General features: G+C 72.0%; 23 protein-coding genes and 1 riboswitch. Of the genes, 10 read left to right on the forward strand and 13 right to left on the reverse strand.

What is annotated here, in order from left to right:
• Together ABD213_RS04135 and ABD213_RS04140 are read left to right on the forward strand one after the other, a co-directional pair.
• A complete protein-coding gene (locus ABD213_RS04135; protein WP_344324785.1) occupies positions 1-1,581 on the forward strand; it encodes an ABC transporter substrate-binding protein in 1,581 nt (526 codons plus the stop codon).
• Between the two features lie 3 nt (positions 1,582-1,584).
• A complete protein-coding gene (locus ABD213_RS04140; protein WP_344324788.1) occupies positions 1,585-2,394 on the forward strand; it encodes a siderophore-interacting protein in 810 nt (269 codons plus the stop codon).
• A gap of 27 nt (positions 2,395-2,421) precedes the next feature.
• On the opposite strand, the gene ABD213_RS04145 is transcribed toward ABD213_RS04140, so the two are convergent.
• Complete coding sequence (locus ABD213_RS04145) at positions 2,422-3,753, reverse strand: MATE family efflux transporter (RefSeq protein WP_344324791.1); 1,332 nt, start codon at positions 3,751-3,753, stop codon at positions 2,422-2,424.
• 347 nt (positions 3,754-4,100) lie between these two features.
• Here ABD213_RS04145 and dnaB point away from each other — a divergent pair, with 347 nt between their 5' ends.
• The 5 genes from dnaB (at position 4,101) to ABD213_RS04175 (ending at position 11,417) form a co-directional block, all read left to right on the forward strand.
• Positions 4,101-5,510, forward strand: coding sequence for a replicative DNA helicase (gene dnaB / locus ABD213_RS04150; RefSeq protein ID WP_344324793.1), 1,410 nt, complete (start codon positions 4,101-4,103; stop codon positions 5,508-5,510).
• Positions 5,511-5,628: 118 nt separating this feature from the next.
• On the forward strand, positions 5,629-8,637 hold the full coding sequence (locus tag ABD213_RS04155; protein ID WP_344324796.1) for a glycine--tRNA ligase: 3,009 nt from the start codon (positions 5,629-5,631) through the stop codon (positions 8,635-8,637).
• Positions 8,638-8,644: 7 nt separating this feature from the next.
• On the forward strand, positions 8,645-9,280 hold the full coding sequence (locus ABD213_RS04160; protein WP_344324798.1) for a DedA family protein: 636 nt from the start codon (positions 8,645-8,647) through the stop codon (positions 9,278-9,280).
• Between the two features lie 236 nt (positions 9,281-9,516).
• Complete coding sequence (locus ABD213_RS04170; RefSeq protein WP_344325587.1) at positions 9,517-9,966, forward strand: TroA family protein; 450 nt, start codon at positions 9,517-9,519, stop codon at positions 9,964-9,966.
• Positions 9,963-11,417, forward strand: a complete 1,455-nt coding sequence (locus ABD213_RS04175; RefSeq protein WP_344324800.1) for an NAD-dependent succinate-semialdehyde dehydrogenase — start codon at positions 9,963-9,965, stop codon at positions 11,415-11,417. Before ABD213_RS04170 ends, ABD213_RS04175 begins: the two co-directional genes overlap by 4 nt.
• Here the strand turns inward: ABD213_RS04175 and ABD213_RS04180 are convergent.
• From ABD213_RS04180 to ABD213_RS04195, 4 genes are read right to left on the reverse strand one after another with little or no spacing between them, the layout of a single operon-like run.
• Positions 11,414-11,977 carry an NYN domain-containing protein gene (locus ABD213_RS04180; RefSeq protein WP_344324802.1) on the reverse strand — a complete coding sequence of 188 codons (564 nt, stop codon included), beginning with the start codon at positions 11,975-11,977 and terminating at the stop codon, positions 11,414-11,416. The genes ABD213_RS04175 and ABD213_RS04180 overlap by 4 nt on opposite strands.
• A gap of 37 nt (positions 11,978-12,014) precedes the next feature.
• Positions 12,015-13,925 (reverse strand): ABC transporter ATP-binding protein, encoded by a 1,911-nt coding sequence (locus tag ABD213_RS04185; RefSeq protein WP_344324804.1) that lies wholly within the window; start codon positions 13,923-13,925, stop codon positions 12,015-12,017.
• Entirely contained in the window at positions 13,925-14,236 is a 312-nt protein-coding gene (locus ABD213_RS04190; protein ID WP_344324806.1) for a hypothetical protein, read from the reverse strand. Before ABD213_RS04190 ends, ABD213_RS04185 begins: the two co-directional genes overlap by 1 nt.
• 9 nt (positions 14,237-14,245) lie before the next feature.
• Positions 14,246-15,070, reverse strand: coding sequence for an SDR family oxidoreductase (locus ABD213_RS04195; RefSeq protein WP_344324809.1), 825 nt, complete (start codon positions 15,068-15,070; stop codon positions 14,246-14,248).
• Positions 15,071-15,093: 23 nt separating this feature from the next.
• On the opposite strand from ABD213_RS04195, the gene ABD213_RS04200 reads away from it, so the two are divergent.
• Complete coding sequence (locus ABD213_RS04200; protein ID WP_344324812.1) at positions 15,094-15,690, forward strand: rhomboid family intramembrane serine protease; 597 nt, start codon at positions 15,094-15,096, stop codon at positions 15,688-15,690.
• Positions 15,691-15,731: 41 nt separating this feature from the next.
• On the opposite strand, the gene ABD213_RS04205 is transcribed toward ABD213_RS04200, so the two are convergent.
• The 7 genes from ABD213_RS04205 to ABD213_RS04235 all read right to left on the reverse strand — a co-directional run bounded on the left by ABD213_RS04205 (position 15,732) and on the right by ABD213_RS04235 (position 20,930).
• Entirely contained in the window at positions 15,732-16,082 is a 351-nt protein-coding gene (locus ABD213_RS04205) for a hypothetical protein (RefSeq protein ID WP_344324815.1), read from the reverse strand.
• A complete protein-coding gene (locus ABD213_RS04210) occupies positions 15,979-16,947 on the reverse strand; it encodes a VWA domain-containing protein (RefSeq protein WP_344324818.1) in 969 nt (322 codons plus the stop codon). The genes ABD213_RS04205 and ABD213_RS04210 overlap by 104 nt, the downstream gene beginning before the upstream one ends.
• A 305-nt stretch (positions 16,948-17,252) precedes the next feature.
• On the reverse strand, positions 17,253-17,597 hold the full coding sequence (locus ABD213_RS04215) for a hypothetical protein (protein ID WP_344324821.1): 345 nt from the start codon (positions 17,595-17,597) through the stop codon (positions 17,253-17,255).
• A gap of 49 nt (positions 17,598-17,646) precedes the next feature.
• On the reverse strand, positions 17,647-18,138 hold the full coding sequence (locus ABD213_RS04220) for a Dps family protein (protein WP_344324824.1): 492 nt from the start codon (positions 18,136-18,138) through the stop codon (positions 17,647-17,649).
• 147 nt (positions 18,139-18,285) lie between these two features.
• Complete coding sequence (locus tag ABD213_RS04225) at positions 18,286-20,421, reverse strand: heavy metal translocating P-type ATPase (protein WP_344324826.1); 2,136 nt, start codon at positions 20,419-20,421, stop codon at positions 18,286-18,288.
• Positions 20,408-20,620 carry a heavy-metal-associated domain-containing protein gene (locus ABD213_RS04230; RefSeq protein WP_344324828.1) on the reverse strand — a complete coding sequence of 71 codons (213 nt, stop codon included), beginning with the start codon at positions 20,618-20,620 and terminating at the stop codon, positions 20,408-20,410. The genes ABD213_RS04225 and ABD213_RS04230 overlap by 14 nt, the downstream gene beginning before the upstream one ends.
• 22 nt (positions 20,621-20,642) lie before the next feature.
• Complete coding sequence (locus tag ABD213_RS04235; RefSeq protein ID WP_344324831.1) at positions 20,643-20,930, reverse strand: metal-sensitive transcriptional regulator; 288 nt, start codon at positions 20,928-20,930, stop codon at positions 20,643-20,645.
• Between the two features lie 76 nt (positions 20,931-21,006).
• On the opposite strand from ABD213_RS04235, the gene ABD213_RS04240 reads away from it, so the two are divergent.
• The gene (locus ABD213_RS04240; RefSeq protein WP_344324834.1) at positions 21,007-21,435 is read left to right on the forward strand and encodes a PaaI family thioesterase; all 429 of its coding nucleotides are present in this window, start codon (positions 21,007-21,009) and stop codon (positions 21,433-21,435) included.
• Between the two features lie 13 nt (positions 21,436-21,448).
• Positions 21,449-21,536: riboswitch (ZMP/ZTP riboswitch) on the forward strand.
• 46 nt (positions 21,537-21,582) lie between these two features.
• Positions 21,583-22,827, forward strand: coding sequence for a phosphoglycerate dehydrogenase (serA, locus tag ABD213_RS04245; RefSeq protein ID WP_344324837.1), 1,245 nt, complete (start codon positions 21,583-21,585; stop codon positions 22,825-22,827).
• On the opposite strand, the gene ABD213_RS04250 is transcribed toward serA, so the two are convergent.
• Entirely contained in the window at positions 22,772-23,635 is an 864-nt protein-coding gene (locus ABD213_RS04250; protein WP_344324840.1) for an NAD-dependent protein deacetylase, read from the reverse strand. The two genes, serA and ABD213_RS04250, sit on opposite strands and share 56 nt — an antisense overlap.
• Positions 23,636-23,770: the final 135 nt, after the last annotated feature.

Genomic DNA, 23,770 nt, shown 5'->3' on the forward strand with positions numbered 1-23,770 from the left:
GTGCGGCTCGCAGCCGCCGGGCTGGCCCTCGTGCTGCTCGGCGGCTGCGGCCTGTTCGGGGGAGGGTCCCCGGACGAGCCGGGCGGCTCCGACGAGAAGCCGACGAACCCGCTCGTCGGGTGGTCGCCCGTCGATCCGGCAGAGCTGTCCGAGGGCGGGGTCCTGCGCGTCGGCATCGACGTGCTGCCGTCGAGCTTCAATCCCGCCGTCGCCGCCGAGGGCGCGCTGCCGGGCCGGTCCGGACTCGACCGGCTGCTCGCCCCCACCACCGGCTCGGCGGTGCGCCTGGGCGAGGACGGCGGCTGGGAGGTCGACCCCGCCTACGCCGAGTCCGTCGAGGTCACCGGCGACGACCCGCTCGAGGTGCGCGTCGAGCTGCAGCCCGACGCCGTCTGGCAGGACGGTTCGCCCATCACGTCGGTCGACATGAGCGCCTGGGTCGAGGCCGTCGCGCAGGACGAGGGATGGGACGACGTCGAGACCGTCGAGGCCGACGGCGACCTCGCGTACACCGTCAGGTTCGAGCGGGTGCGTTCGGACTGGCCGTTGTTCGTCTACCCGCGCCTGCCGGCCGACATCAGCACTGACGCCGAGCGGTTCGCCGACGGCTTCGCCGAGGAGCCGGTGCCCTCCAACGGGCCGTTCGCCATCACCGACATCGACCTCGAGACCGGCACGGTCACCCAGGAGCCCAACCCACGCTGGTGGGGGCCGCGCCCGGTGCTGGACCAGATCGTCTGGCGACTCGCGACGCCCGAGGTCCAGGCCGAGGCGTTCGCCGCCGACGAGCTCGACGTCGCCGAGGTGGTGCCCTCCAGCGGGACCGACCTCGACGCCGACCTCCTGCGCACGGCGACGGGCTCGCGCTGGACGCACCTGACCCTCAACGCCGGTGGCAGCGGCCCGCTGGCCGACGACTCGGTGCGACGTGCGGTGGTCCAGGCACTCGACCGGGAGGCCCTCGCCGAGGCGGGCGTCGCGGACCTCGACGTCCCGCCGCTGGTGGCGGAGAGCGTCTTCACGGTGCCCGGCCAGCAGGGGCACGTCGACGCGAGCGACGCGCTCCCCGCACCCGACGCCGACGCGGCACGCGAGGTGCTCTCCGACGTGACGCTGCGCTTCCCCGTCCCCGCGGGCGAGGTCACCGAGGCGCGGGCGGAGGCCGTCGCCGACCAGCTGCGCGAGGCCGGCGCCACCGTCGAGGTCCGACCGGTCGCGCCGGAGGACTTCGTGGAGCAGGTGCTGGTGCCCCGCGACTTCGACCTGCTGACGTTCTCCTACGACGCCGCGATCCTCGGGGTGGCCCCGATGGAGTCACGGCTGCGACCGGCCGGCTCGGTCGACAACGTCACCGGCGTGGCCGCCGGGTCGGCCGAGGTGTGGGAGGCCGCACGCGTGGCTCTCGACCCCGACGACCGGGCCGAGGCGGTCGCCGCGCTCGACGCTCAGGTGCTGGAGCCGTTGGTGCTCGTGCCCCTCACCGTGCCGCCAGAGGTGCTCGCCCTGCGTGACGGCGTGGCCAACTACGGCCCGTCGACGTTCCTGCGTCCGGACTGGACACGCGTCGGGCTGGTGGACTGAGACGTGTCGCGCTCGCGCCGCCGCGCACTCACGCTGCCTCCCGCACTGCGGGAGCTGGAGGTCGCCAGCATCGACGACGTGACCCCGGGGATGCGGCGGGTCCGGCTCGTCGGCGCACAGCTCGGAGCGTTCGAGGTCCGCGGCGTCCGCGTCCCGGCGTTCAGCACGCCGGCCTTCGACGACCACGTCAAGGTGCTGCTGCCCTCGCCCGGTCACGCGCGCCCCGTCCTGCCCGTGCAGGAAGAGGGTCGGCTCGACTGGACGGCGGGCGGGGTGCGGGCCATCCACCGCGACTACACGCCACGGCACTTCGACCCGGTCGCCGGACACCTCGACCTCGACTTCGCCCACCACCCCACCGGTCACGCCTCCACCTGGGTCGAGTCCCTGGCAGCAGGTGACCCGGCCTGGATCGTCGGGCCCACCCACAGCGCCACGATGCCCGAGGGCGCCGACTGGATGCTGGTCGTCGGCGACGAGACGGCGCTGCCGGCGATCGGACGCCTGCTCGAGGAGCTCGGGCCGGACGACCGCGCGCAGGTCCTCGTCGAGGTCGCCGACCGCACCCACGAGCAGGACCTCGCCACGTCCGCGCAGGTCGAGCTCACGTGGCTGCACCGCGACGGTGCGCCGCCCGGCAGCACCGACCTCCTGGCGCGTGCCGTCCAGGCGGCGCCCTGGTGGGACGGTCAGGCCTTCGCCTGGGTCTCGGGCGAGTCGGCCATGCTGCGTCCCATCCGGCAGTTCCTCAAGGCCGAGCGCGGGCTCGAGCGGGACTGCCTCGACCTCACCGGCTACTGGCGCGCCCGCTGAGTCCGTGCGGGGTCGTCCGCCGGACCCTCAGCGGACCCCCAGCACCATCCAGCGGTCGCCGCGCTGGCGCCACCACAGGGTGGCCAGCCGGGCGACCTGCAGGCCGCCGTACGCCGCCCACAGGCCCACGAGTCCGCCTCCGAGGGCCACGACGACCACGGCCAGGGGGGCATAGAGCGCCAGCACGAGGAGCCCCGCCCACGCGAGGTAGACGCCGTCCCCGGCGCCGATCAGGACCCCGTCGAGCACGAACACCACGCCGGAGACGGGCTGGACGAGCGCGACCGCGAGCAGCGCCGGCAGCAGCGCCTCGTGGACGGCCACGTCGGGGGTCACGGCGGGTCCGACGACGGGCGCCAGTGCGGCGACGAGCCCCCCGAGCAGCATCCCCGACCACACACCCCACCCCACCATCCGACGGGTGAGGGCACGGGTCTGCGCGACGCTGCCGGCGCCGAGGGAGCGTCCCGTGAGCGTCTGCCCGGCGATCGCGACCGCGTCCATCCCGAACGCGAGCAGGCTGACGACGGTCGTGGCGACCTGGTGGGCGGCGAGCGGCGCGTCGCCGAGCTGCGCGGCCAGCACCGTGGCCAGCAGGAGTGCGACACGCAGGGTCGCCGTGCGAGCCAGGAGCGGGGCGCCGCCGCGGGCAGCGGCCAGGACGCCGCGGACCCGGGGGCCCGTCGCGGCCTCGTGCCGACGCGCGCCGCGCAGGAGCACCAGCACGAGCCAGGCAGCGGCGATCCACTGGGCGATGGTCGTGCCGACCGCTGCCCCGGCGATCCCCCAGTCGAGGCCGTGCACGAGAGCGACGCTGAGGACGGCGTTGAGCGCGGTCGCGGCGGCGGCGACGACGAGCGGCGTGCGGAGGTCGAGGACGCCGCGCAGCGCGCCGGTGGCGGCGAGCACGAGCAGCATCGCCGGTACCGCGGGGGCGGTGAGGCGCAGGTAGGTGACGGCCTCCTCGGCCACGGCCGGGGAGCTGGACAAGGCGGCGGCGACCGGTGGGGCCAGGACGGCCAGCGCGACCGCGAGGACGACGCCGATGGTCACGGCGAGCCACAGGCCGGCGACGGCCTCGGTGTAGGCGTCGCGGGTGCGGCCCGCGCCCTGCAGACGACCGACCGACGCGGTCGTGGCGTAGGCGAGGAAGACGCACAGGCCGACGATGGTCAGCAGGACCGTCGACGCGACGGCGAGCCCGGCGAGCGGACCCGTCCCGAGGCGACCGACGATGACGGTGTCGGCGAGCAGCATCACCGGCTCGATGACGAGCGCTGCGAAGGCAGGCAGGGCGACCGCGGCGATCTGTCGGTCGACGGGACGGATGCGCGGACGTCGGTCGATGAACTTCGCCACGAAAACCGTCACTCCTGTGGATGAACCTGTGCTAAGGGCCGGATGTCGACTTGTCTATCGGGTGGCCCCCAGATGGCCACGGGGAACAGAAATGATCTGATTCCACACGGTGGGAAACACGTCTCCGCAGGTCAGGGCACCATTCCACATGAACGGCACCCTAACGTCCACAGGTCTGTCCACGGACTGTGCACACGCCTCGCGGCGTTTTCCCCAGGGGCGTCGATCTTGTCCCCAGGGGCTGTGCGGATCGGTCTTCCGTGTGGTCCCCGCGGCGCCCTAGTGTGGCGCGTCGGCCCTGTCGGAGGGCCGGCCTACGGTGACCCTATGACGAGGAGCGCGAGCCTGTGAGTGCGGACCTGTACCCGGCGCCGGCGCCCGAGAACGAGGAGACGGCCTCCGCCGGGCGGGTGCCCCCGCAGGCGATCGAGGCCGAGCAGAGCGTGCTCGGCGCCATGCTCATGAGCAAGCAGGCGATCGACGTCGCCGGCGACATCCTCGACGGCCGCGACTTCTACCGTCCCGCGCACGAGGCGGTCTTCGAGACCATCACCGGACTGGCCGGACGCGGGGAGCCGGCCGACGCGATCACCGTCGCCGCCGAGCTCCAGCGCCGCGGCGAGCTCACCCGCGTGGGCGGTGCCCCGTACCTCCACACGCTCGTCGCGGGCGTGCCGATCGCCACCAATGCCGACTACTACGCCACGATCGTGCGTGAGAAGGCGGTGCTGCGGCGCCTCATCGAGGTCGGCCAGAAGATCGCCGGGCTCGGCTGGGCCGAGACCGGCGAGCTGTCCGAGCTGGTCGACCGCGCCCAGGCCGAGGTCCTGGAGGTCGACGGGTCGTCGGCGGTCGACGACTTCCGCGCCGTGTCGGCGTTGATCCCCGACACGATCCAGGAGATCGACGACATCCAGAACCGCGACGGTGAGATGTCCGGCCTCGGCTCGGGGTTCCCCGAGCTCGACCGCCTCACCACAGGGTTCCGCGGTGGCCAGATGATCGTCGTGGCCGCGCGTCCGGGTGTCGGCAAGTCCACGTTGGGCCTCGACTTCGTCCGCGCCTGCTCGGTGGCCCAGGGGCGACCGTCGGCCATCTTCAGCCTGGAGATGACGGGCGCGGAGATCGCGATGCGCCTGCTCTCGGCAGAGGCCAAGGTCGCGATTCACCACATGCGCGGTGGCGGCATGACCAACACCGACTGGGACGCCATCACCCGTGCGATGCCCCGGGTCAACTCCGCGCCGATCATCATCGACGACTCCCCGAACATGACGATGCCCGACATCCGCTCCAAGGCGCGGCGCATCAAGAAGCAGCACGGGCTGGACCTCATCGTGCTCGACTACCTGCAGCTGATGACCTCGGGCAAGAAGGTCGAGAACCGCCAGGTGGAGGTCTCGGAGTTCAGCCGTGCGATCAAGCTGCTGGCCAAGGAGCTCGACGTCCCGGTGGTCGCGATCAGCCAGCTGAACCGTGGCTCGGAGCAGCGCACCGACAAGACCCCCATGCTCTCGGACCTGCGCGAGTCCGGCTCGATCGAGCAGGACGCCGACATGGTGATGCTGTTGAACCGTCCCGACTCCCACGGCGGCGGCGAGTCCGAGCGTCCCGGCGAGGCCGACATCATCCTGGCCAAGAACCGCTCCGGACCGGTCAACAAGGTCACCGTCACCTTCCAGGGCCACTACTCGCGCTTCACCCCCATGGCTCGCACCGCCGAGACCCCTGGCGCCGCCGCGGGCGAGTTCTACTGAGGTGGTGCAGACCGCGGCCGGGGGCCGTCGCACCGGGTTCTTGCGCCGCGTCGGTGTCGATCGGGCCACACGTCGCCGGTACTCTCGGAAGGTCCCGCCGCCGACGACTGATTGAGACATGACCGAGATTTCCCCCGCAGCACGTCCTGCCGCGCCCACCATGCAGCAGGTGATCCTGCGACTCCAGGAGTTCTGGTCCGCGCGGGGTGCGCTCATCGCCCAGCCGTTCAACACCGAGGTCGGGGCGGGCACCGGCAACCCGGCCACCGCCCTGCGCGTCCTCGGCCCGGAGCCGTGGAACGTCGCGTACGTCGAGCCCAGCGTCCGTCCCGACGACGCCCGCTACGGCCAGAACCCGAACCGGCTGCAGACGCACACGCAGTTCCAGGTGATCCTCAAGCCGGCGCCGTCGGATCCGCAGGAGATCTACCTCGAGAGCCTCGCGGCGATCGGCATCGACACCCGCGCCCACGACATCCGCTTCGTCGAGGACAACTGGGCCTCCCCGGCGCTCGGCGCGTGGGGGCTCGGCTGGGAGGTCTGGCTCGACGGCCTCGAGATCACCCAGTTCACCTACTTCCAGCAGGCCGGCGGCCTCACCCTCGACCCCGTCGCGGTCGAGCTGACCTACGGCCTCGAACGCATCGTCATGGCCCTGCAGGGCGTGCAGCACTTCACCGAGATCCAGTACAACGACTCCGTCACCTACGGCGACGTGCACCTGCAGTCGGAGTACGAGATGAGCCGGTACTACCTCGACGCCGCCGACACCGACCTCAACCGCCGACTGTTCGAGTCCTACGCCGCCGAGGCCCAGCGGATGATCGACGCGAAGCTGCCCGTCCCGGCGTACTCCTACGTCCTGAAGTGCAGCCACACGTTCAACGTGCTCGACGCGCGCGGTGCGATCAGCACCACCGAGCGCGCACGCTCGTTCGGTCTCATGCGCGGTCTCACCCGCGCGGTCTCCGAGCTGTGGGTGGCCCGCCGCGAGGAGCTGGAGTTCCCCCTCGGCACCCCCGCCCCGTTCGAGGCACCGGAGGTCGACGAGCCGCCCGTCGTCGAGGACGTGCGCACCCTGCTCGTCGAGATCGGTGTCGAGGAGCTGCCCCACACCGACGTGCAGCGGGCCCAGCAGCAGGTCGGGGACGCCGTCCGCCAGCTGCTCGCCGAGACCTCCCTCGAGCACGGCGAGGTCACCGTCCAGGCCACTCCGCGACGGATCGCGGTGACCGTCCTCGACGTCGCACCCACCGAGGACGACACCACGCGCACCGTCCGCGGGCCCAAGGTCGCGGCGGCCTATGAGGAGGACGGCAAGCCCACCAAGGCGCTCGCCGGGTTCCTGCGCGGCAACGGCGGCACCCCCGACGACGTCGTCGAGGCCGAGATCGACGGCCAGCAGTACGTCACCCTCGTCAAGCAGGTGCCCGGACGCAGCTCGGTCGAGATCGTCGCCGAGCTCGCCGCGGCCGCCGTGCGCTCGCTGCGCTCGGAGCGCAACATGCGCTGGGGCGACCCGGAGCTCACCTACTCCCGCCCGCTGCGCTGGCTCGTGGTGCTGCTCGGCGAGGACGTCGTCCCCGTCGCGGTGTCGTCCTTGGTCTCCGGCCGCACCACCCGGGTGCTGCGCAAGGCCAGCCAGGAGCTCGTCGAGGTCGAGTCCGCGGAGGCCTACGCCGACGTCATGGCCGAGGCCGGCATCCTCACCGACCGCGAGCAGCGCCGCGAGCTGGTCGCCAACGTCGCGGTCGGTGTGGCCAACGACTCCGGTGGCCGGGTCGACGTCGAGGGCGAGTCGTCGCTGGTGGACGAGATCACCGACCTCGTCGAGGACCCGCACCCCATCCTGGGCTCGTTCGAGGAACGCTTTCTCGACCTGCCGCAGGCCGTGCTCACGACGGTCATGCGCAAGCACCAGCGCTACCTGCCGGTGGTCGACGAGCAGGGCGCGATGCTGCCCTACTTCGTCACCGTCGCGAACGGCCCGTGCGACCGCGACGCCGTCCGCGCCGGCAACGAGGCCGTCATCCGTGCGCGGTACGAGGACGCCGCGTTCTTCTGGCGTGCCGACCAGGAGACCAGTCCCGAGGACTTCCGTTCCCGGCTGGGCAACCTGACCTTCGAGACCAGCCTCGGCTCGTTCGACGACCGGGTCAACCGGATCGCGGCGCTCGCCGACGTGCTCGTCGAGGCCTACGACCTGGGTGACGACGACGTCGCGACCGTGCGCCGCGCCGCCGCGCTCGGCAAGTTCGACCTCGCCACGCAGATGGTCGTGGAGCTGTCGTCGCTGGCCGGCACGATGGCTCGCGAATACGCCGTGCGAGCCGGCGAGCCCGAGGCCGTCGCCCAGGCGATCGCCGAGATGGAGATGCCGCGCACGGCTGCGTCGTCAGGGCCGGAGTCGGTCCCCGGTGCCGTGCTGTCCCTGGCCGACCGCTTCGACCTGCTCACCAGCATGTACGCCATCGGCTCGGTCCCCACCGGCACGTCCGACCCCTACGGCGTGCGTCGCACCGCGCTCGGGATCGTGCGGGTGCTGCGTGACTTCCCGCGGCTGTCGGCCGTCTCGGTGCCCGAGGGCATCGAGGCCGCGGCGCGCCGCCTGGAGGCCGACGGCATCTCCGTCGACGCCGAGGCCTGCGAGAAGGCCGCCGAGTTCGTCCGCCAGCGCTACGAGCTGCAGCTCATCGACGCCGGCGCCCGCCACGACCTCGTCCGCGCGGTGCTGCCCGCGGCCGACCGTCCTGCCCGTGCGGACGCCCTGCTGGCCTCGCTGAGCGAGGCCCTGGAGTCCGACGCCGACGGCAGCGTCCTCGCCGCGATCCAGCGCGTCCTGCGGATCCTCCCCGAGGGGACCCCGGTCGTCGACAGCGAGCCGGAGTCCGCTCCCGAGCAGGCCCTGGCGCGAGAGGTGGCGCGACTGGAGCAGGAGATGGCCGGTCGCGACGGTGACGTCGTGCACCTGTTCGCCTCCGCCGGCGACCTGCCCTCGGTGGTCGAGACCTACTTCGAGCAGGTCCGCGTCATGGACCCCGACCCCGACGTCCAGGCCGCCCGCCTCGGCCTGCTGGCCCGTCTCGCCGCGGTCGCGGTGCCGGAGATCGCCTGGACCGAGCTCTGAGCGGGCCGTGAACGGTCCAGATGATGGACTCGCGGGGTTCTTCGTCGACCTGATGGAGAGCCTCGGTCTGCTGGGCGCGGCCATCGCCGTCGGCGCGGACAACCTCTTCCCGCCGATCCCGAGCGAGATCATCTTGCCGCTCGCCGGGTTCGCGGCGGCGCAAGGCACCTTCTCGCTCACCGGAGCACTGCTCGCGACGACGCTCGGGTCGGTGGTCGGCGCGATGATCCTCTACGGCCTCGGCCGGGGGTTCGGCCGCGAGCGCGCGGTGTGGGTCTTCACGCACGTCCCGCTGCTCAAGCTCGGCGACCTCGAGCGCACCGAGGCCTGGTTCGCGAGGCACGGCTACAAGGCCATCTTCTTCGGGCGGATGATCCCGATCTTCCGCAGTCTCATCTCGCTGCCGGCCGGCGTCGAGCGGATGAACGTCGGGTTGTTCCTCCTGCTGACCGCCGGCGGCAGCGCCGTGTGGAACGCGATCTGGGTGGTCGCCGGGTTCCGGCTGGGCGAGGAGTGGGACCGCGTCGAGCCGTACGCCGGCACCTTCCAGAAGGTCGTCGTCGTGGCCGTGGCCGTGCTCGTCTGCGTGTTCGTCGTGGTGCGGGTCCGCGAGTACTTCCCGCGGCGGCGACGAGGACACTGAGGTCATGCGCGTCGCCTCCCTGCTGCCCTCGGCCACGGAGATCGTCTACGCCCTCGGGCTGGACGACCGGCTCGTGGCGGTCACCTTCGAGTGCGACGAGCCGGAGCGGGCCCGGCGCGACCACCGGGTGATCGTCTCCGGCGCGGACACCTCGGCCATGACGCCCGTCGAGATCGACGCGTACGTCCGCGGCGAGCGGGACGCCGGTCGCGACCTCGACACGCTCGACGAGGCGGGTGTGCGCCCTGCCCACCGTTCAGGTCGACGCAGCACTGCGCCACCTCGGCTGCACCGCCGACGTCGTGACCCTCGACCCGTCCCGGCTCGAGGACGACCCGCTGTTCTGCGGGGGGCACTGGATCCCCGACCAGGTGCGTGCCGCCGGCGGCGAGCCGGTGGGCATGCACGAGGGCACCGCGTCCGGTCCGACGTCGTGGGAGGCCTTGCGCGCGGTCGCGCCGGAGGTCCTCGTCGTCGCGCCGTGCGGGTTCGGACTGGACGGGGCGAGCGAGCAGGCGCGGGTCGTGGCCGAGCAGGTTCCCGACGCCACGGTCTGGGCGATCGACGGCGACGCGATGGTGGTGCGGCCCGGTCCCAGGCTCGTCGACGGCGTCGAGGCGATCGCGTCGATCCTGCACCCGGGGGTGCTGCCGCCGTCGTCGCTGACGCGTAGCCTGCGGGCATGAGCACCCCGGACCTGCCCGACGTCCCCACCCAGCTCCTGATCGCCGGCTCCTGGCGCGACGCCGAGGGCGGTGCCACGTTCGGCGTCGACGACCCCGCCACCGGACGCACCCTCACGCAGGTCGCCGACGCGAGCGTCGCCGACGGTGCCGCTGCGCTCGACGCCGCTGTCGCCGCCCAGGCCGACTGGGCGGCCACCGCCCCTCGCGACCGCGGCGAGATCCTGCGCCGTGCCTTCGCGATCGTGACCGACCGTGCCGACGAGCTCGCCACGATCATGACGCTGGAGATGGGCAAGCCGCTCAGCGAGAGCAGGGCCGAGATCGCGTACGGCTCGGAGTTCCTGCGGTGGTTCAGCGAGGAGGCGGTCCGCATCAGCGGCCGGTACTCCGTCGCCCCGAACGGCGCCACGCGCCTGCTGACCCTCAAGCAGCCGGTCGGGCCGTGCCTCATGATCACGCCCTGGAACTTCCCGCTCGCCATGGGCACCCGCAAGATCGCTCCCGCCGTCGCCGCCGGCTGCACGATGGTCGTGAAGCCCGCCGGCCTGACGCCGCTGACGATGCTGTGGCTGGCCGACGTCATGGGCGAGGCCGGTCTGCCCGACGGTGTCCTGAACGTCGTCACCACCACCTCCACCGGTGAGGTGATGGAGCCGATCATCCGCGACCCGCGGCTGCGCAAGCTCACCTTCACCGGCTCCACCGGCGTGGGCCGCTCGCTCGTCGAGCAGAGCGCCGAGGGCCTGCTGCGCACGTCCATGGAGCTCGGCGGCAACGCCCCGTTCGTCGTCTTCGAGGACGCCGACGTCGACGCCGCCGTCGACGGGGCGATGCTGGCGAAGATGCGCAACCTCGGCGAGGCCTGCACCGCCGCCAACCGCTTCATCGTGCACGCCTCGGTCGCCGAGGAGTTCTCCACCAAGCTCGCGGAGCGCATGGGGTCCATGCGTGTCGGCCCGGGCACCGAGGACGGCGTCGAGGTCGGACCCCTCGTCGACGAGAAGCAGCGCGACTCCGTCGCCGAGCTGGTCGACGACGCCGTCGAGAAGGGTGCCAGGGTCCTGTGCGGTGGGCAGGCGCCGGAGGGTGACGGCTGGTTCTACGCGCCCACGGTCCTCGTCGACGTACCGGACGACGCCCGTCTGCTGAGCGAGGAGATCTTCGGTCCGGTCGCCCCGGTCGTCACGTTCACCGACGAGGACGAGGCGCTGCGCATGGCCAACGACACCGAGTACGGGCTGGTGGCCTACGCCTACACCCGCGACCACGCCCGCGTGGTCCGCGTCTACGAGGGGCTCGAGACCGGCATGGTCGGCATCAACGCCGGCGTCGTGTCCAACGTCGCGGCACCGTTCGGTGGCATCAAGGCCTCCGGCTTCGGCCGCGAGGGTGGCGCCGAGGGCATCGAGGAGTACCTCGAGACCAAGTACGTGGGGCTCGCGGGCCTCTAGAGGATGTCGGCAGGGTCGAACTCGTCGATCGGCACGATCCGCAGTCGCGGCAGGGAGACGGTGAACGCCTCGACGTCGTGCTCGAGGTCGAGCAGCTCCAGGCCGCGGCTCTCCAGCGCCGTGAACCCGGCGCTGCGGAACTCGTCGAACCCGAGCACGGCGACGCGGCGCGACCCGTGCACGAGCGACTCGACCTGCGGCAGGAAGTCGCCGTCGTTGCTGGCGAGCACGACGTCGGCGTCGCGCTCGACGATCGCCTCGAGGGTCCGCTGGATGGCCATGTCCACGACCTTCTGGTCGGGGTCGCCGGACAGCGCCACCGGACGGAAGCCGATCGCGGTGAGTGCCTGGACGAACGACATCGGCAGCTCGTGCTGGACCACCGACAGGAAGAACAACCCGCGGACCGGCTGGTCCCAGTGCTCCTCGGTGAAGCGCAGGAGGCGGTCCCAGCGCGGACGCTCCTGCGGGTTGGGGCGTCGCCCGAGGATCGACGAGCCCAACGTGGCGTCGATGTTCTCCCCGTCGACGAGCAGGTAGGTGGTGCGCTCGGTCCGCATGTCCCGACCGTAGTGCCCGCGGCCGGTCACCACGCGATCAGGCGCGCTGGCGGCTGAACTGCTCGGCGTACAGGCGGGCGTACAGGCCCCCGGCCTCGAGCAGCTCGGCGTGGGTGCCGGACTCCACGACGCGACCGTCCTCGAGGCCGAAGATGACGTCTGCGTCGTGGATCGTCGAGAGCCGGTGGGCGATGGCGATCGTGGTGCGCCCGTCGGTGGCGCGCGCGAGGGCGTCCTGCACGAGCCGCTCGGTCTCGGAGTCCAGCGCCGACGTCGCCTCGTCGAGGATGAGGATCCGCGGATCCTTCAGCAGCACCCGCGCGATCGCCAGACGCTGCTTCTCGCCACCGGAGAGCCGGTAGCCGCGCTCCCCGGTGAGCGTGGCGTAGCGGTCCGGAAAGCTCATGATCCGGTCGTGGATGTTGGCGTCGCGGGCCGCCTGCTCGATCTCCTCGTCGCTCGCGTCGGGACGGGCGTAGGCGAGGTTGTCACGGATGGTCCCGTGGAACAGGTAGGGCTCCTGCGTCACCATCGCGACGGCGTCGGCGAGAGAGTCCATGGTCAGGTCGCGCACGTCGGTCCCGCCGACGAGCACCTGTCCGCGGTCGACGTCGTAGAAGCGCGGGACGAGGTAGGTCGCCGTCGTCTTGCCCGAGCCCGACGGCCCCACGATGGCGGCGAGCTGGCCTGGTCGCACGGTCAGGGAGACGCCCTCGAGGGCCCACCCGGAGACGGTCGGCGTGTGCTCGGCGTCGGGGCCGGCGTCGCGTACTGTCGGGTCGCCGAAGCGGCTCACCTCGGTCTTGCCGGTCAGGACCCGTGGCTCGGGGTAGCGGAACCAGACGTCGCGCAGCTCCACTGACACGCCGCGCCCGATTCCCGGCCCGGCGAGCGCGACGGCGCCCGGCCGTTGCGTGATGGCCGGCTCGAGGTCGAGGTACTCGAAGATGCGTCGGAACAGCGCGAGCGACGTCTGCACGTCGAGCGTGACGCGCATGAGCTGCAGCAACGGCATCTGCAGGCGTGCCTGGAGCGTGGTGAAGGCCACGAGGGTGCCGGCGGTGAGGGCGTTCGTCCCACCGGGGATCGAGCCGGCTGCGAGCAGACCGGCGAACAGGTAGATGAGGGCCGGGGTGATCGCGAAGAACGTCTGCACGATCGCGAAGAACGTCCGCCCGGTCATCGCCTGGTCCACCTGCAGGCGCACCTGCTCGCGGTTGGAGGCCCGGTACCGCTCGGTCTCGATGTCGGCACGGTTGAAGACCTTCGACAGCAGGATCCCCGAGACGCTGAGCGCTTCCTCGGTGATCGCCGTCATCTCCGAGAGCGACTCCTGAGTCTTGCGGGCGAGGCGTTGGCGTCGCTTGCCGACCTGCAGCTGCACGGCGATGAACAGCGGCATCAGCACGAGCGTGATGACGGTCAGCTGCCACGACAGGATCACCATCGCCACGAGCGCGGCGACCACGGTGACGGTGTTCTGCAGGATCGTGGTGGCGGTGTCGGTGAGCACCGTGCGCACCCCGGCGACGTCGTTGGCCAGGCGCGACTGGATGGCACCGGTCTTCGTGGCCGTGAAGAACGCCAGCTCCATCCTCTGCAAGTGCTGGAACAGCGAGCCGCGCAGGTCGGCCATCGCGGAGTTGCCGACGGTCGCGGTGAGCCAGTTCTGGCCCACCGAGATGAGCGCCGTGACCACCGGGATGAGGCACATGAGCGCCACCAGCCGGCCGAGCAGCCCGAGGTCGGGTCCGTCGCCACCGGGAGGGAACAGCGCGTCGTCGAAGACCGCCCGGGTCAGGAACGGCACGTACGACGTCAGGGCGGCTGAGACGACGACCGCGACGCCGACGAGCGCCAGCTTCCCGCGGTAGGGCCGCAGGAGCGAGGCGATGCGACCGAGGACCGGCGGGACGTCGGACTGGCGCTGGGCGGCGCCGTCGCTCATCAGGCGTCGACCCGCGACAACACCAGCTCCTCGCGAACGGTGATCAGGTCGGGGGTGCCCCACACGCCGACGGGGGTGCGCAGCATCGCCCACAGGCGGAGTGCAGCCGGGTTCGGGGCCATCGCGACGTCGACGCTCAGCGTGAACGGCGTGTGCGACTCGGTGGCCTCCGCCGCGATCCCCGCGAGCACCTCACCGTCCTTCGTGACCAGCTTGACGCTCAGGATCCCCTCGGCCGGCGGCTCGTCGTGGTCGCGGATCGTGGCCGACCCGGTGACGGTCAAGACGGCGATGTCGGGGGTGGTGGTCATGGACCGAGCCTAGACCGCATCGACGAAGGGCGTGGCCGGCCGACCGAGCAGCCGCTCGACGTCGCCGCTGACCTCGGCCAGCTCGCCGGTGGCGATCGCGGTGTAGGTGCTCACCCATGCGTCGACCTGCCAGTCCGGAGCGCCGTACGACGCACGCGACGCGCGGGCCTCCTCGACCGTCTCCTGCTCGTAGCGGTGCGGACGGCCGGTGGTCTCGCTCAGCACCGCGGCGATCTCGGTCAGGTCGAGGGCGCGGGGCCCGGTGAGGTCGTAGGTGGCTCCGGCGTGGGGGGCGGGATCGGCGAGCACGTGCGCCGCGACCGCGGCGACGTCGCGCTGGGAGACGGCCGCCACCCGCCCGTCCCCGGCGGGCCCGCGGATGACGCCCTCGGCGTCGGCGAAGAGGGGAAAGACCTCTGCGTAGAAGTTGTCGCGCAGCATCGTCCACGCGACGCCGGTCTCGCGGATCGCCTCCTCGGTGGCGGCGTGGTCGCGCCCGAGCGTGAAGGTGCTGTCGGCCGACGCGCCCACGAACGACGTGTAGACGACGTGCCTGACGCCGGCGTCGGCAGCCGCGGCGGCGAACGTCCGGTGCTGGTCGAGGCGGTCGGCGTCCTCGCGGCCGGACACGAACAGCACGACGTCGACACCCTCGAGGGCGGCGCGTGTCCCCTCGGCGTCGGCGTAGGAGCAGACGGCCGTGGGGAGGTCGGTGGGGGCGAGGCGCTCCGGTCGGGGCGCGAGCAGACGGGGACGGTGCCCGGCGCGGACGAGGCCCTCGGTGGTCAGGCGTCCGATGGTCCCGGTGGCACCCGTGACGGCGATGGTGGTCATGCTCTGCAGACTAGGCTCGTCGCATGCAGCTCACCCAGGGTGCCCCGCGTCGCGCGGCCTTCACCATCGGGTGGTTCGTCGCGATCCTGTGGGTGCTGGAGATCGTCGACGCCGTCCTGCCGGCCCGGCTCGACGCGTACGGCATCCGCCCGCGCGACACCGGCGCCCTCGAGGGCATCGTGCTCGCACCGCTGCTGCACCTCGGCTTCGGGCACCTGATCGGCAACACGGTGCCGCTGCTGGTGATGGGGTTCTTCCTGGCGCTGTCGGGGCTGCGCACCTTCGTGTCGGTGACCGCGATCATCTGGCTCACCAGCGGGATCGGCGTCTGGGTCGTCGGCCAGGGCGGGACCGTCCACATCGGTGCGTCCGGGCTGGTCTTCGGCTACCTGGTGCACCTGGCGGTGCGCGGACTGGTGACGCGCGACGGTGCGCAGATCGTCCTCGGCGGCATCATGGTCGTGGTCTACGGAGGGATGCTGTGGGGCGTCCTTCCCGGTGCGGTCGGCATCTCGTGGGAGGCGCACCTGTTCGGCGCGCTGGGTGGTCTGCTCGCGGCGTTCGTCGTGCCCGACGCGCCGCGCCGCGCCCGACGCGAACCCCCGCCCGCGTGGGCGTGAGCCGGCCGGTCGTGCGGGCGGCGCGGCCGCGTGGTGGACGCTCAGTAGCCCTGGGACTCGTCCCACAGGCGCTGCCGCTCGCGGGTGCCTTCCTCCCAGATCTCCACGCGGCGTCTGGTCCCCTCGAGGAACACCTCGCTGCGGATGCTGGTGTAGCCCGTGAACAGGTGGGCGCGGATGGTCGTGCCGCGGACCTGGATGGCGCTGCGCAGGATCGTGCGGTCGTTGGCCTCCAGGCCGAGGTCCTCGGCGATCGCCAGGAAGGCCTCGCGCTCGTCGGCGGCGAGCTCACGACCCGCCTCCCGGCGCTCGGCGACGTCGGCGCGGGTCGTGTCGCGCTCGTTGGCGATGACCGCCCGGCTCTCGTCGCGCCAGCGCCCGAGCCTCGGCATCGGCGACGTCGAACCCGATGATGTTGACCACCGCCTGCACGTCGTCGGCCACGAGGTCGCGAGCGGCGGCGACGGGGTCACCGTCGCACGTCTCCTCACCGTCGCTGACGACGTAGACGGCGCTCGGCAGGTCGCCCGGCAGCGCGGCGAGATCGGCGGCGGCGTCCTCGATCGCCCTGCCGATCGGGGTGAAGCCGGTGGGGGAGAAGGACGCGAGCGCGGCGGAGAACCGGGCTTCGTCGTAGGCGCCGAACGGATAGACGTCCTCCGTGGTGCCGCACGACTCGGCCTTGTCCTCCTCCTGGTTGCTGCCGAGATGGCCGTACGCGCGTAGCGAGATGTTGACGCCCTCGGGCAGGCGTTGCACGAACTCCTCGACCGCCTCCTTCGCGAGGTCGATCTTCGGGCGACCGTCCACCCGACCGCGCATGCTGCCGGACGCGTCGAAGAGCACCTGGACGTTGAGGAACGGCTCGACCTGCCCGTCGCCCCCGACGACCGAGCCGTCCGGACGCTGACCCGGGTCGCTGAACTCCATCTCGAAGGTGTCGAGGAACTCCTGGTACTCGCGGAAGTCGGCGGCGCCGAGGTCGAGCAGGGTGCGGTAGAGCTCCTCGCCCCGGACGCCGTCGTCGTAGGCGGCGCGCACCTGCGCGACGATCTCGTCGCGGTCGGTCTCGAGGTCGAGTCGGCCGGGCTCGGCCCGGAGGAGCTCGGCGACGTCGGTGGTGGCGAACCGGTCGAGGTCGGCGGCCTCGGTCCGCTCGGGCTCGGGCGCGGGCTCGTCGTCGCTGCTGCAGGCGACGGTGGACAGCACGAGCAGGACCCCGAGGGCGGCGGCGAACGGGCGAAGCGTTGGGCGCACGCGAGAAGTGTAGGAAGACTCGCCTGCTTCGACCACCGTCCGTCCACCGTTCCGGCGAGCGATGACGAGAGCCTCGGGTGACGTTCCCCCCAGCCGTACGGCCCCTGCCGCCCGGCTCGAGAGATCGGGTGGTGGCACCGGCGGACGTGGTCGCCGACGTCCCGTTCACCTTCACGGTCACGCGGGTCCACCTCGGCAGGTCGCCCGGCAACGGGCCGGGTGACGGTGGTCGTGACGATGAAGGCGGCCGGGTTCCGGTGGACGTACGGGGCGAACGACGCCCACCAGTTCGACGCCTGAGGTGGTCAGAGCCTGACGGCGAGGGCGTGGACCGCGGGGCAGGTGCCGTGCAGCCGCTCGGCGGCGTCGGCGCCGATCCACAGGCTGACCGCGCGGTCGGGGTCGTCGTGCTCGTCGGGCATCCACTCCGCCGTCCACGCCGCGACGGCCTCGGCGAGCTCGGCGTCGTCGCGCACGTGGTGGACCGTGACGCGCGGCGGGGTCGGCAGCGCATCGTCGGATCGGACGATCACCTGGCCGTAGGCGCCCTCGGGCAGGAGGTCGAGGACGAGCCGCAGGGTGTCGAGGTCGGCGTCGCTGCCGACGGCGAGCACGTGCGGGAGGGGTCCGCGCCGACGATGGGATCTCACCCGGTCAGTATAGGCTTACCTATCCTGACCGGGCGAGGTGACCTGCGTCTCAGGCGGCGACGTGGGCCTGCAGGAGCCAGCGGTCCTTGGTGAGACCGCGCTCGATCTCGATGGCGACGTCCTGGCTGCTGAGGTCGATGTCGTCGAGTCCCTGGATGGCGGCACGGATGGTCACGAGCGCGGCGTCGATCTGCGCGACGACCTCGGCGACGGTGCGCTGGTAGGGCTGGAAGCCGTCGCTGAGGGTGGGCAGAGTCGCCTTCGCAGCGACCGTCTCGAGGCGTGCGTCCAGCGGCAGGCCCAGGGCCACGACACGCTCGGCAGCGGTGTCGGAGAAGTCCTGGGCGTGGGCCACGAGGTCGTCGAGCAGCTCGTGCACGCCGGCGAAGCTGCCTCCGCGCACGTGCCAGTGGGCCTGCTTGCCGTTGACGACGAGCGCCTCGAGCTCGTGCACGACCGGGGTCAGGAACTGGGCCACGCCCGCGGCGATCTCGGAAGTGGTGGCGAGGTCGGACGGCGCCTGGATGTCGGTGGAGGACATGGGCTCTCCTGTTCTGTGAGGTCTGCTCGATGACGTCGGGGTACGTCGATGTACAACAGCGAGGATTCCCTGTTATTCCAGGCCTCGCAACGAAGAACAGGCTCACCTACGCGTGGTCAGCCTCACCTCAGCGAGTGCAGCCTGACCTCACTCGAACCGGCGCAGGCGCAGGCTGTTGGTGACGACGAAGACCGAGCTGAACGCCATCGCGAGCCCGGCGATCATCGGGTTCAACAACCCGGACATGGCCAGCGGGATGGCGGCGACGTTGTAGGCGAAGGCCCAGAACAGGTTGCCCTTGATCGTGCGCAGCGTCGCGCGGGCGAGTCGGACGGCCGTCGCCGCCGAGCGCAGGTCGCCGCCGACGAGGGTCAGGTCCGAGGCCGCCATCGCGACGTCGGTCCCCGTGCCCATCGCGATCCCGAGGTCGGCCGCTGCGAGAGCGGCGGCGTCGTTGATGCCGTCGCCGACCATCGCCACGACCCGGCCCTCGCCCTGCAGCTCCCGGACCACCTCGAGCTTGCGCTCGGGCGTGACCTCGGCGTGCACGGCCGTGACGTCGACCGCGGCCGCGACCTCCTCGGCGACGCCGCGCGCGTCACCGGTGAGCAGGACGGGCTCGAGGCCGAGGTCCCGCAACGAGGCGATCGCCTCGGCGGAGGTCTCCTTGACGACGTCGGCCACGGTGATGGTGCCGAGCAGGCGGCCGTCGAGCTCGACCGTCACGGTGGTGCCGGCAGCCTGGCCCGCCTCGACGTCGTGGCCGAGCCAGGTGGGGCGCCCGACGCGAGCGGGGAGGCCGTCGACGACGCCACTGACGCCGAAGCCGGCATGGTTGCGGAAGTCCTCGACCGTCCCCGGGTCGGCGAGCCCGGCGATCGCCCGGGCGACGGGGTGCTCCGAGGCGTCCTCGAGGGTCGCTGCGACGCGACGCAGCCGCTGCTCGTCCTCGCCCGGGGCCGGTGAGACGTCGACGACCGTCATGACGCCGGTGGTGACGGTGCCGGTCTTGTCGAGCACGACGGTGTCGATGCGGCGCGTCGACTCCAGCACCTGTGGGCCCTTGATGAGCACACCGAGCTGGGCCCCTCGCCCGGTACCGACCATGAGGGCGGTGGGCGTCGCCAGCCCGAGGGCGCAGGGGCACGCGATGATGAGGACGGAGACGGCGGCGACGAACGCGGTCGTGACGTCGCGGGCCAGCAGCGCCCACCCGGCGAAGGTGAGCAGCGCGAGCACCATGACGACGGGGACGAACCAGGCCGAGATCCGGTCGGCCAGGCGCTGGACCTCGGCCTTGCCCTCCTGCGCCTGCTCGACGAGGCGAGCCATCTGGGCGAGGCGGGTGTCGTCGCCGACCGCCGTCGCCCGGACGACCAGGCGCCCCGAGGTGTTGATCGTCGCGCCGGTGACCGCGTCGCCGATCCCCACCTCGACGGGCACGGACTCGCCGGTGAGCATCGACTCGTCGACCGCCGCAGAGCCTTCAACGACCACGCCGTCGGTCGCGATGCGCTCACCGGGACGGACGGTGAACTCGTCGCCGACGGCGACATTCAGGTCGTCGTCGCCCAGCTCCATCAGGGCACGCAGCGCGGCGCTCGAACGTCGCTTGGCACCGGCCTCGAGGTAGTGGCCCAGGAGGATGAACGTGGTGACGACGGCGGCCACCTCGAGGTAGATCTCGGCCATCGACCCGTGCCCAGCCGGCACCAGGGTCCACTCCATCCGCATGCCGATCTCGCCGGCGCCACCGAACAACAGGGCCCACAGCGACCACAGGAACGCGGTGCCGACACCCGTGGAGACGAGGGTGTCCATCGTGGCGGCACCGTGGCGCGCGTTGATCGCCGCGGCGCGGTGGAAGGGCCAGGCGCCCCACGTGACGACGGGCGTGGTGAGCGCCAGGGCGACCCACTGCCATCCCGGGAACTGCGCGGCGGGCAGCATCGACAGCACCAGCACGGGGACGCTGAGCGCGGCGGACACGAGGACGCGTCGCCGCAGGACGGTGGTGGTGTCGTCCTCGCCGGCCGGCGAGTGCCCGGTCCGGTGGATCGAGGCGGAGTACCCGGTCCTCTCGACGGTCTGCAGCAGCAGGTCGGGCTCGACGCCGTCGGCGAGCCGGACGGTGGCGCGCTCGGTGGCGTAGTTGACGTTCGCCTCGACGCCGTCGAGGCGGTTCAGCTTCTTCTCGATGCGGGCGGCGCAGGCCGTGCAGGTCATGCCCTGCACGTCGAGGCGCAGGGTGCGGTTGGCGTCGGTGACCTCAGGCGAGCTCATAGCCGGCCTCGCTGACCGCCTCGGCCACGGCCGAGCGGTCGGGCTCGCCGTCGGAGGTGACGGTGACCGTCGAGGTGCCGCCGGCGACGAGGTCGACGCTCACGTCGGTGACGCCGGGCACCTCCTTGATCTCCTCGGAGACGGCGGCGACGCAGTGGCCGCAGGTCATGCCGGTGACGTGGAAGTCGGTGGTGGTCATGGGTCCTCCTCGAAGGGGATGGTCAGGAACGGACGAGCCGAGCGATCGCGGCACTGGCCTCGGCGACCTTCGCCTCGGCCTCCGGTCCGCCGGCGCGGGCGGCGTCGACGACGCAGTGCGCGAGGTGCTCGTCGAGCAGCTTCAGGGCGACGGCCTCGAGGGCGCGGGTGGTCGCGCTGACCTGGGTGAGCACGTCGATGCAGTAGGTGTCGTCCTCGACCATGCGGGTGAGGCCGCGCACCTGCCCCTCGATGCGCCTCAGGCGCGCGAGGACGGCGGCCTTGTCGTCGGAGTAGCCGGGGTGGTCCATGAGTTGAGCATACCCCCTAGGGGTATGAGAGCCAAGCCGGGACGGCCCCGGGGCCGTCCCGCGCTACGCTCGCGCCATGAGCGACATCCCTGGTCTCGACGGTGTCCTCGGCGTGGAGCACGTCGAGGTCGGTCCCGACAAGGTGGTGGTCCGGTTCACGATCACCGAGCACCACCTGCAGCCCTTCGGCATCCCCCACGGCGGCATCTACTGCGCCGTGCACGAGTCCACGGCGAGCACCGCCGGCCAGGTGTGGCTGGGCCGCAAGGGCGTGGTCGTCGGCACGAACAACTCCACCGACTTCATCCGCCAGGCGACGCTCGGCGACACGATCACCGTCACCGCCACGCCCATCCACCGGGGACGGACGCAGCAGCTGTGGCACCTCGACTCGATCGGCCCCGACGGCCGGCTCGTCGCACAGGGCCAGGTTCGCCTGGCGAACCTGGACAAGGAGATCCCGCCCGAGGCGTTGGCGGCGTTCGGTCTCGACCCCGAGGCCTGATCGGCTAGACTCGCCGCGTCGGAGCGACTGGCGTTGAGGTGGACATCCACCAGGGAGCCCGGCACCTGCACGACTAGGGACCGTTCGCCTGGGCCCCGCGTCAGCCCGCATCCCGCTGACCGGAGGACACCCAGCATGATGATGACCATGAACCCCGCCGCCCGGGCCCTCACCACCACGCTCGACGACGCCGACGTGCGCGTCCTGCTGCTGGAGAACATCCACGCCGACGGCCGCGACTTCCTGCGCGGGAAGGGCTACGACGTCCGCACCGAGGACGGTGCGCTCGGGGAGGACGAGCTGATCGAGGCCGTCCAGGGCGTCCACCTGCTCGGCATCCGCTCCACCACCTACATCACGCCGAAGGTCCTGGAGAACGCGCCGGACCTCATGGCCATCGGTGCCTTCTGCATCGGGACCAACCAGATCGACCTGCCGGCGACCACCGAGCGCGGCATCGCGGTCTTCAACGCCCCCTACTCCAACACCCGCTCCGTGGTGGAGCTGGCGATCGCCGAGATCATCTCGCTCGCGCGTCGTCTGCACGAGAAGTCCACGGCCATGCACGCCGGCGTCTGGAACAAGTCGGCCGCCGGCAGCCACGAGGTCCGCGGTCGCACCCTGGGCATCGTCGGCTACGGGAACATCGGCAGCCAGCTGTCGGTGATCGCCGAGGCGCTGGGGTTCAAGGTCGCGTTCTACGACATCGACGACAAGCTCGCGCTCGGCAACGCCCAGCGCTGCTCGACCCTCGAGGAGCTGCTCGAGATGTCCGACGTCGTCTCCCTGCACGTCGACGGTCGTCCCGGCAACGCCGGTCTGTTCGGCGACGAGCAGATGCGACTGATGAAGCCGCGCTCGCTGTTCCTGAACCTGAGCCGCGGGATCGCGGTCGACACGTCGGCGCTCAAGGCGCACCTGGAGTCCGGTCACATCGCCGGCGCGGCGCTGGACGTCTTCCCGGTCGAGCCGAAGCGCCAGGGGGACCCGTTCGAGTCCGAGCTGCGCGGCGTGCCGAACGTCATCCTCACCCCGCACGTCGGCGGGTCGACGGAGGAGGCGCAGCAGGACATCGGCCGCTTCGTGGCGTCGAAGCTGCGCTCGTACGCCTCGTTCGGCAGCACCTCGCTGAGCGTCAACTTCCCGGAGATGAACCTGCCGGCCGACGACTCCCGCACCCGGCTGGCTCTCGTGCACCGCAACGCCCCCGGCGTGCTGGCGACCATCAACGGCCTGCTCGGCGAGCGCGAGGTCAACATCGAGGCGCAGTCGTTGGCCACCCGTGGGGAGATCGGCTACGTCGTCACCGACGTCGACGTGCCCGTGACCCCGTCGGTCATGACCGAGCTGGCGAACCTGCCCGAGACGATCCGCCTGCGTCAGCTGAGCTGAGCCCCGCGGGGAGCCCAGCCAGCAGTGCCTCGAGCGTCGGCGTGCAGCCGGCGTCGAGCCGGACGTCGGCGAGCGAATCGCCGCGGGTGCTGCCGCGGTTGACGATGGCGACGGGGGTGCCGATCGCGGCCGCGCGGCGCACGAACCGCAGCCCGCTCATGACGTGCAGGCTCGACCCGAGGACCAGCAGTGCCCGCGCCCCCTCGGTGAGGGCGAAGCAGTGGGCGACGAGGTCCTTGGCGACGCTCTCCCCGAAGAACACGACGTCGGGCTTGAGCCGTCCTCCGCACCGTTCGCAGTCGGCGACGACGAAGGCGCCGGTGTCCTCCAGCAGGACGTCGCCGTCGGGGGCGAGCACGACGTCCTGGGCGCTCCAGCGGGGATTGAGGTCATCGAGACGCTCCTGCAGCGCGGCCCGCCCGCTGTGCGTGCCGCAGTCGAGGCAGACCACCCGGTCGATCCGGCCGTGCAGGTCGATGACGTCCTCGTGGCCGGCGCGCTGGTGGAGGCCGTCGACGTTCTGGGTGATGAGCCCGGCGAGCAGTCCGCGTCGTTCGAGCTCGGCGATCGCGAAGTGCCCGGCGTTCGGCTCCGCGCCGCCCATCCGGGCCCAGCCGACGTGCGAGCGGGCCCAGTAGCGCTGCCGGTTGCCGGCCGAGGCGATGAACTCCTGGAACGTCATCGGGGTGCGCGGTGGCGAGCCCGGCCCGCGGTAGTCGGGGATGCCCGAGTCGGTGGAGAGCCCGGCCCCGGTCAGGACCAGGACCTCGCCACCGCCGACCATGTCGGCCAGGTCGGCGGTGCTCATCGCAGCATCTCCAGCAGGGTGCCGGAGGCGATGTCCGTGCGGACGTCGGTGGCGCCGAGCTCCGCGTCGACCGCACGCAGCAGGTGGACCCTCACCCGCCCAGTATGCGGGAACGGGCCTCGCCGGTCGTTCAAG

This window comes from Aeromicrobium halocynthiae, from assembly GCF_039531385.1.
Classification (GTDB): Bacteria; Actinomycetota; Actinomycetes; order Propionibacteriales; family Nocardioidaceae; genus Aeromicrobium; species Aeromicrobium halocynthiae.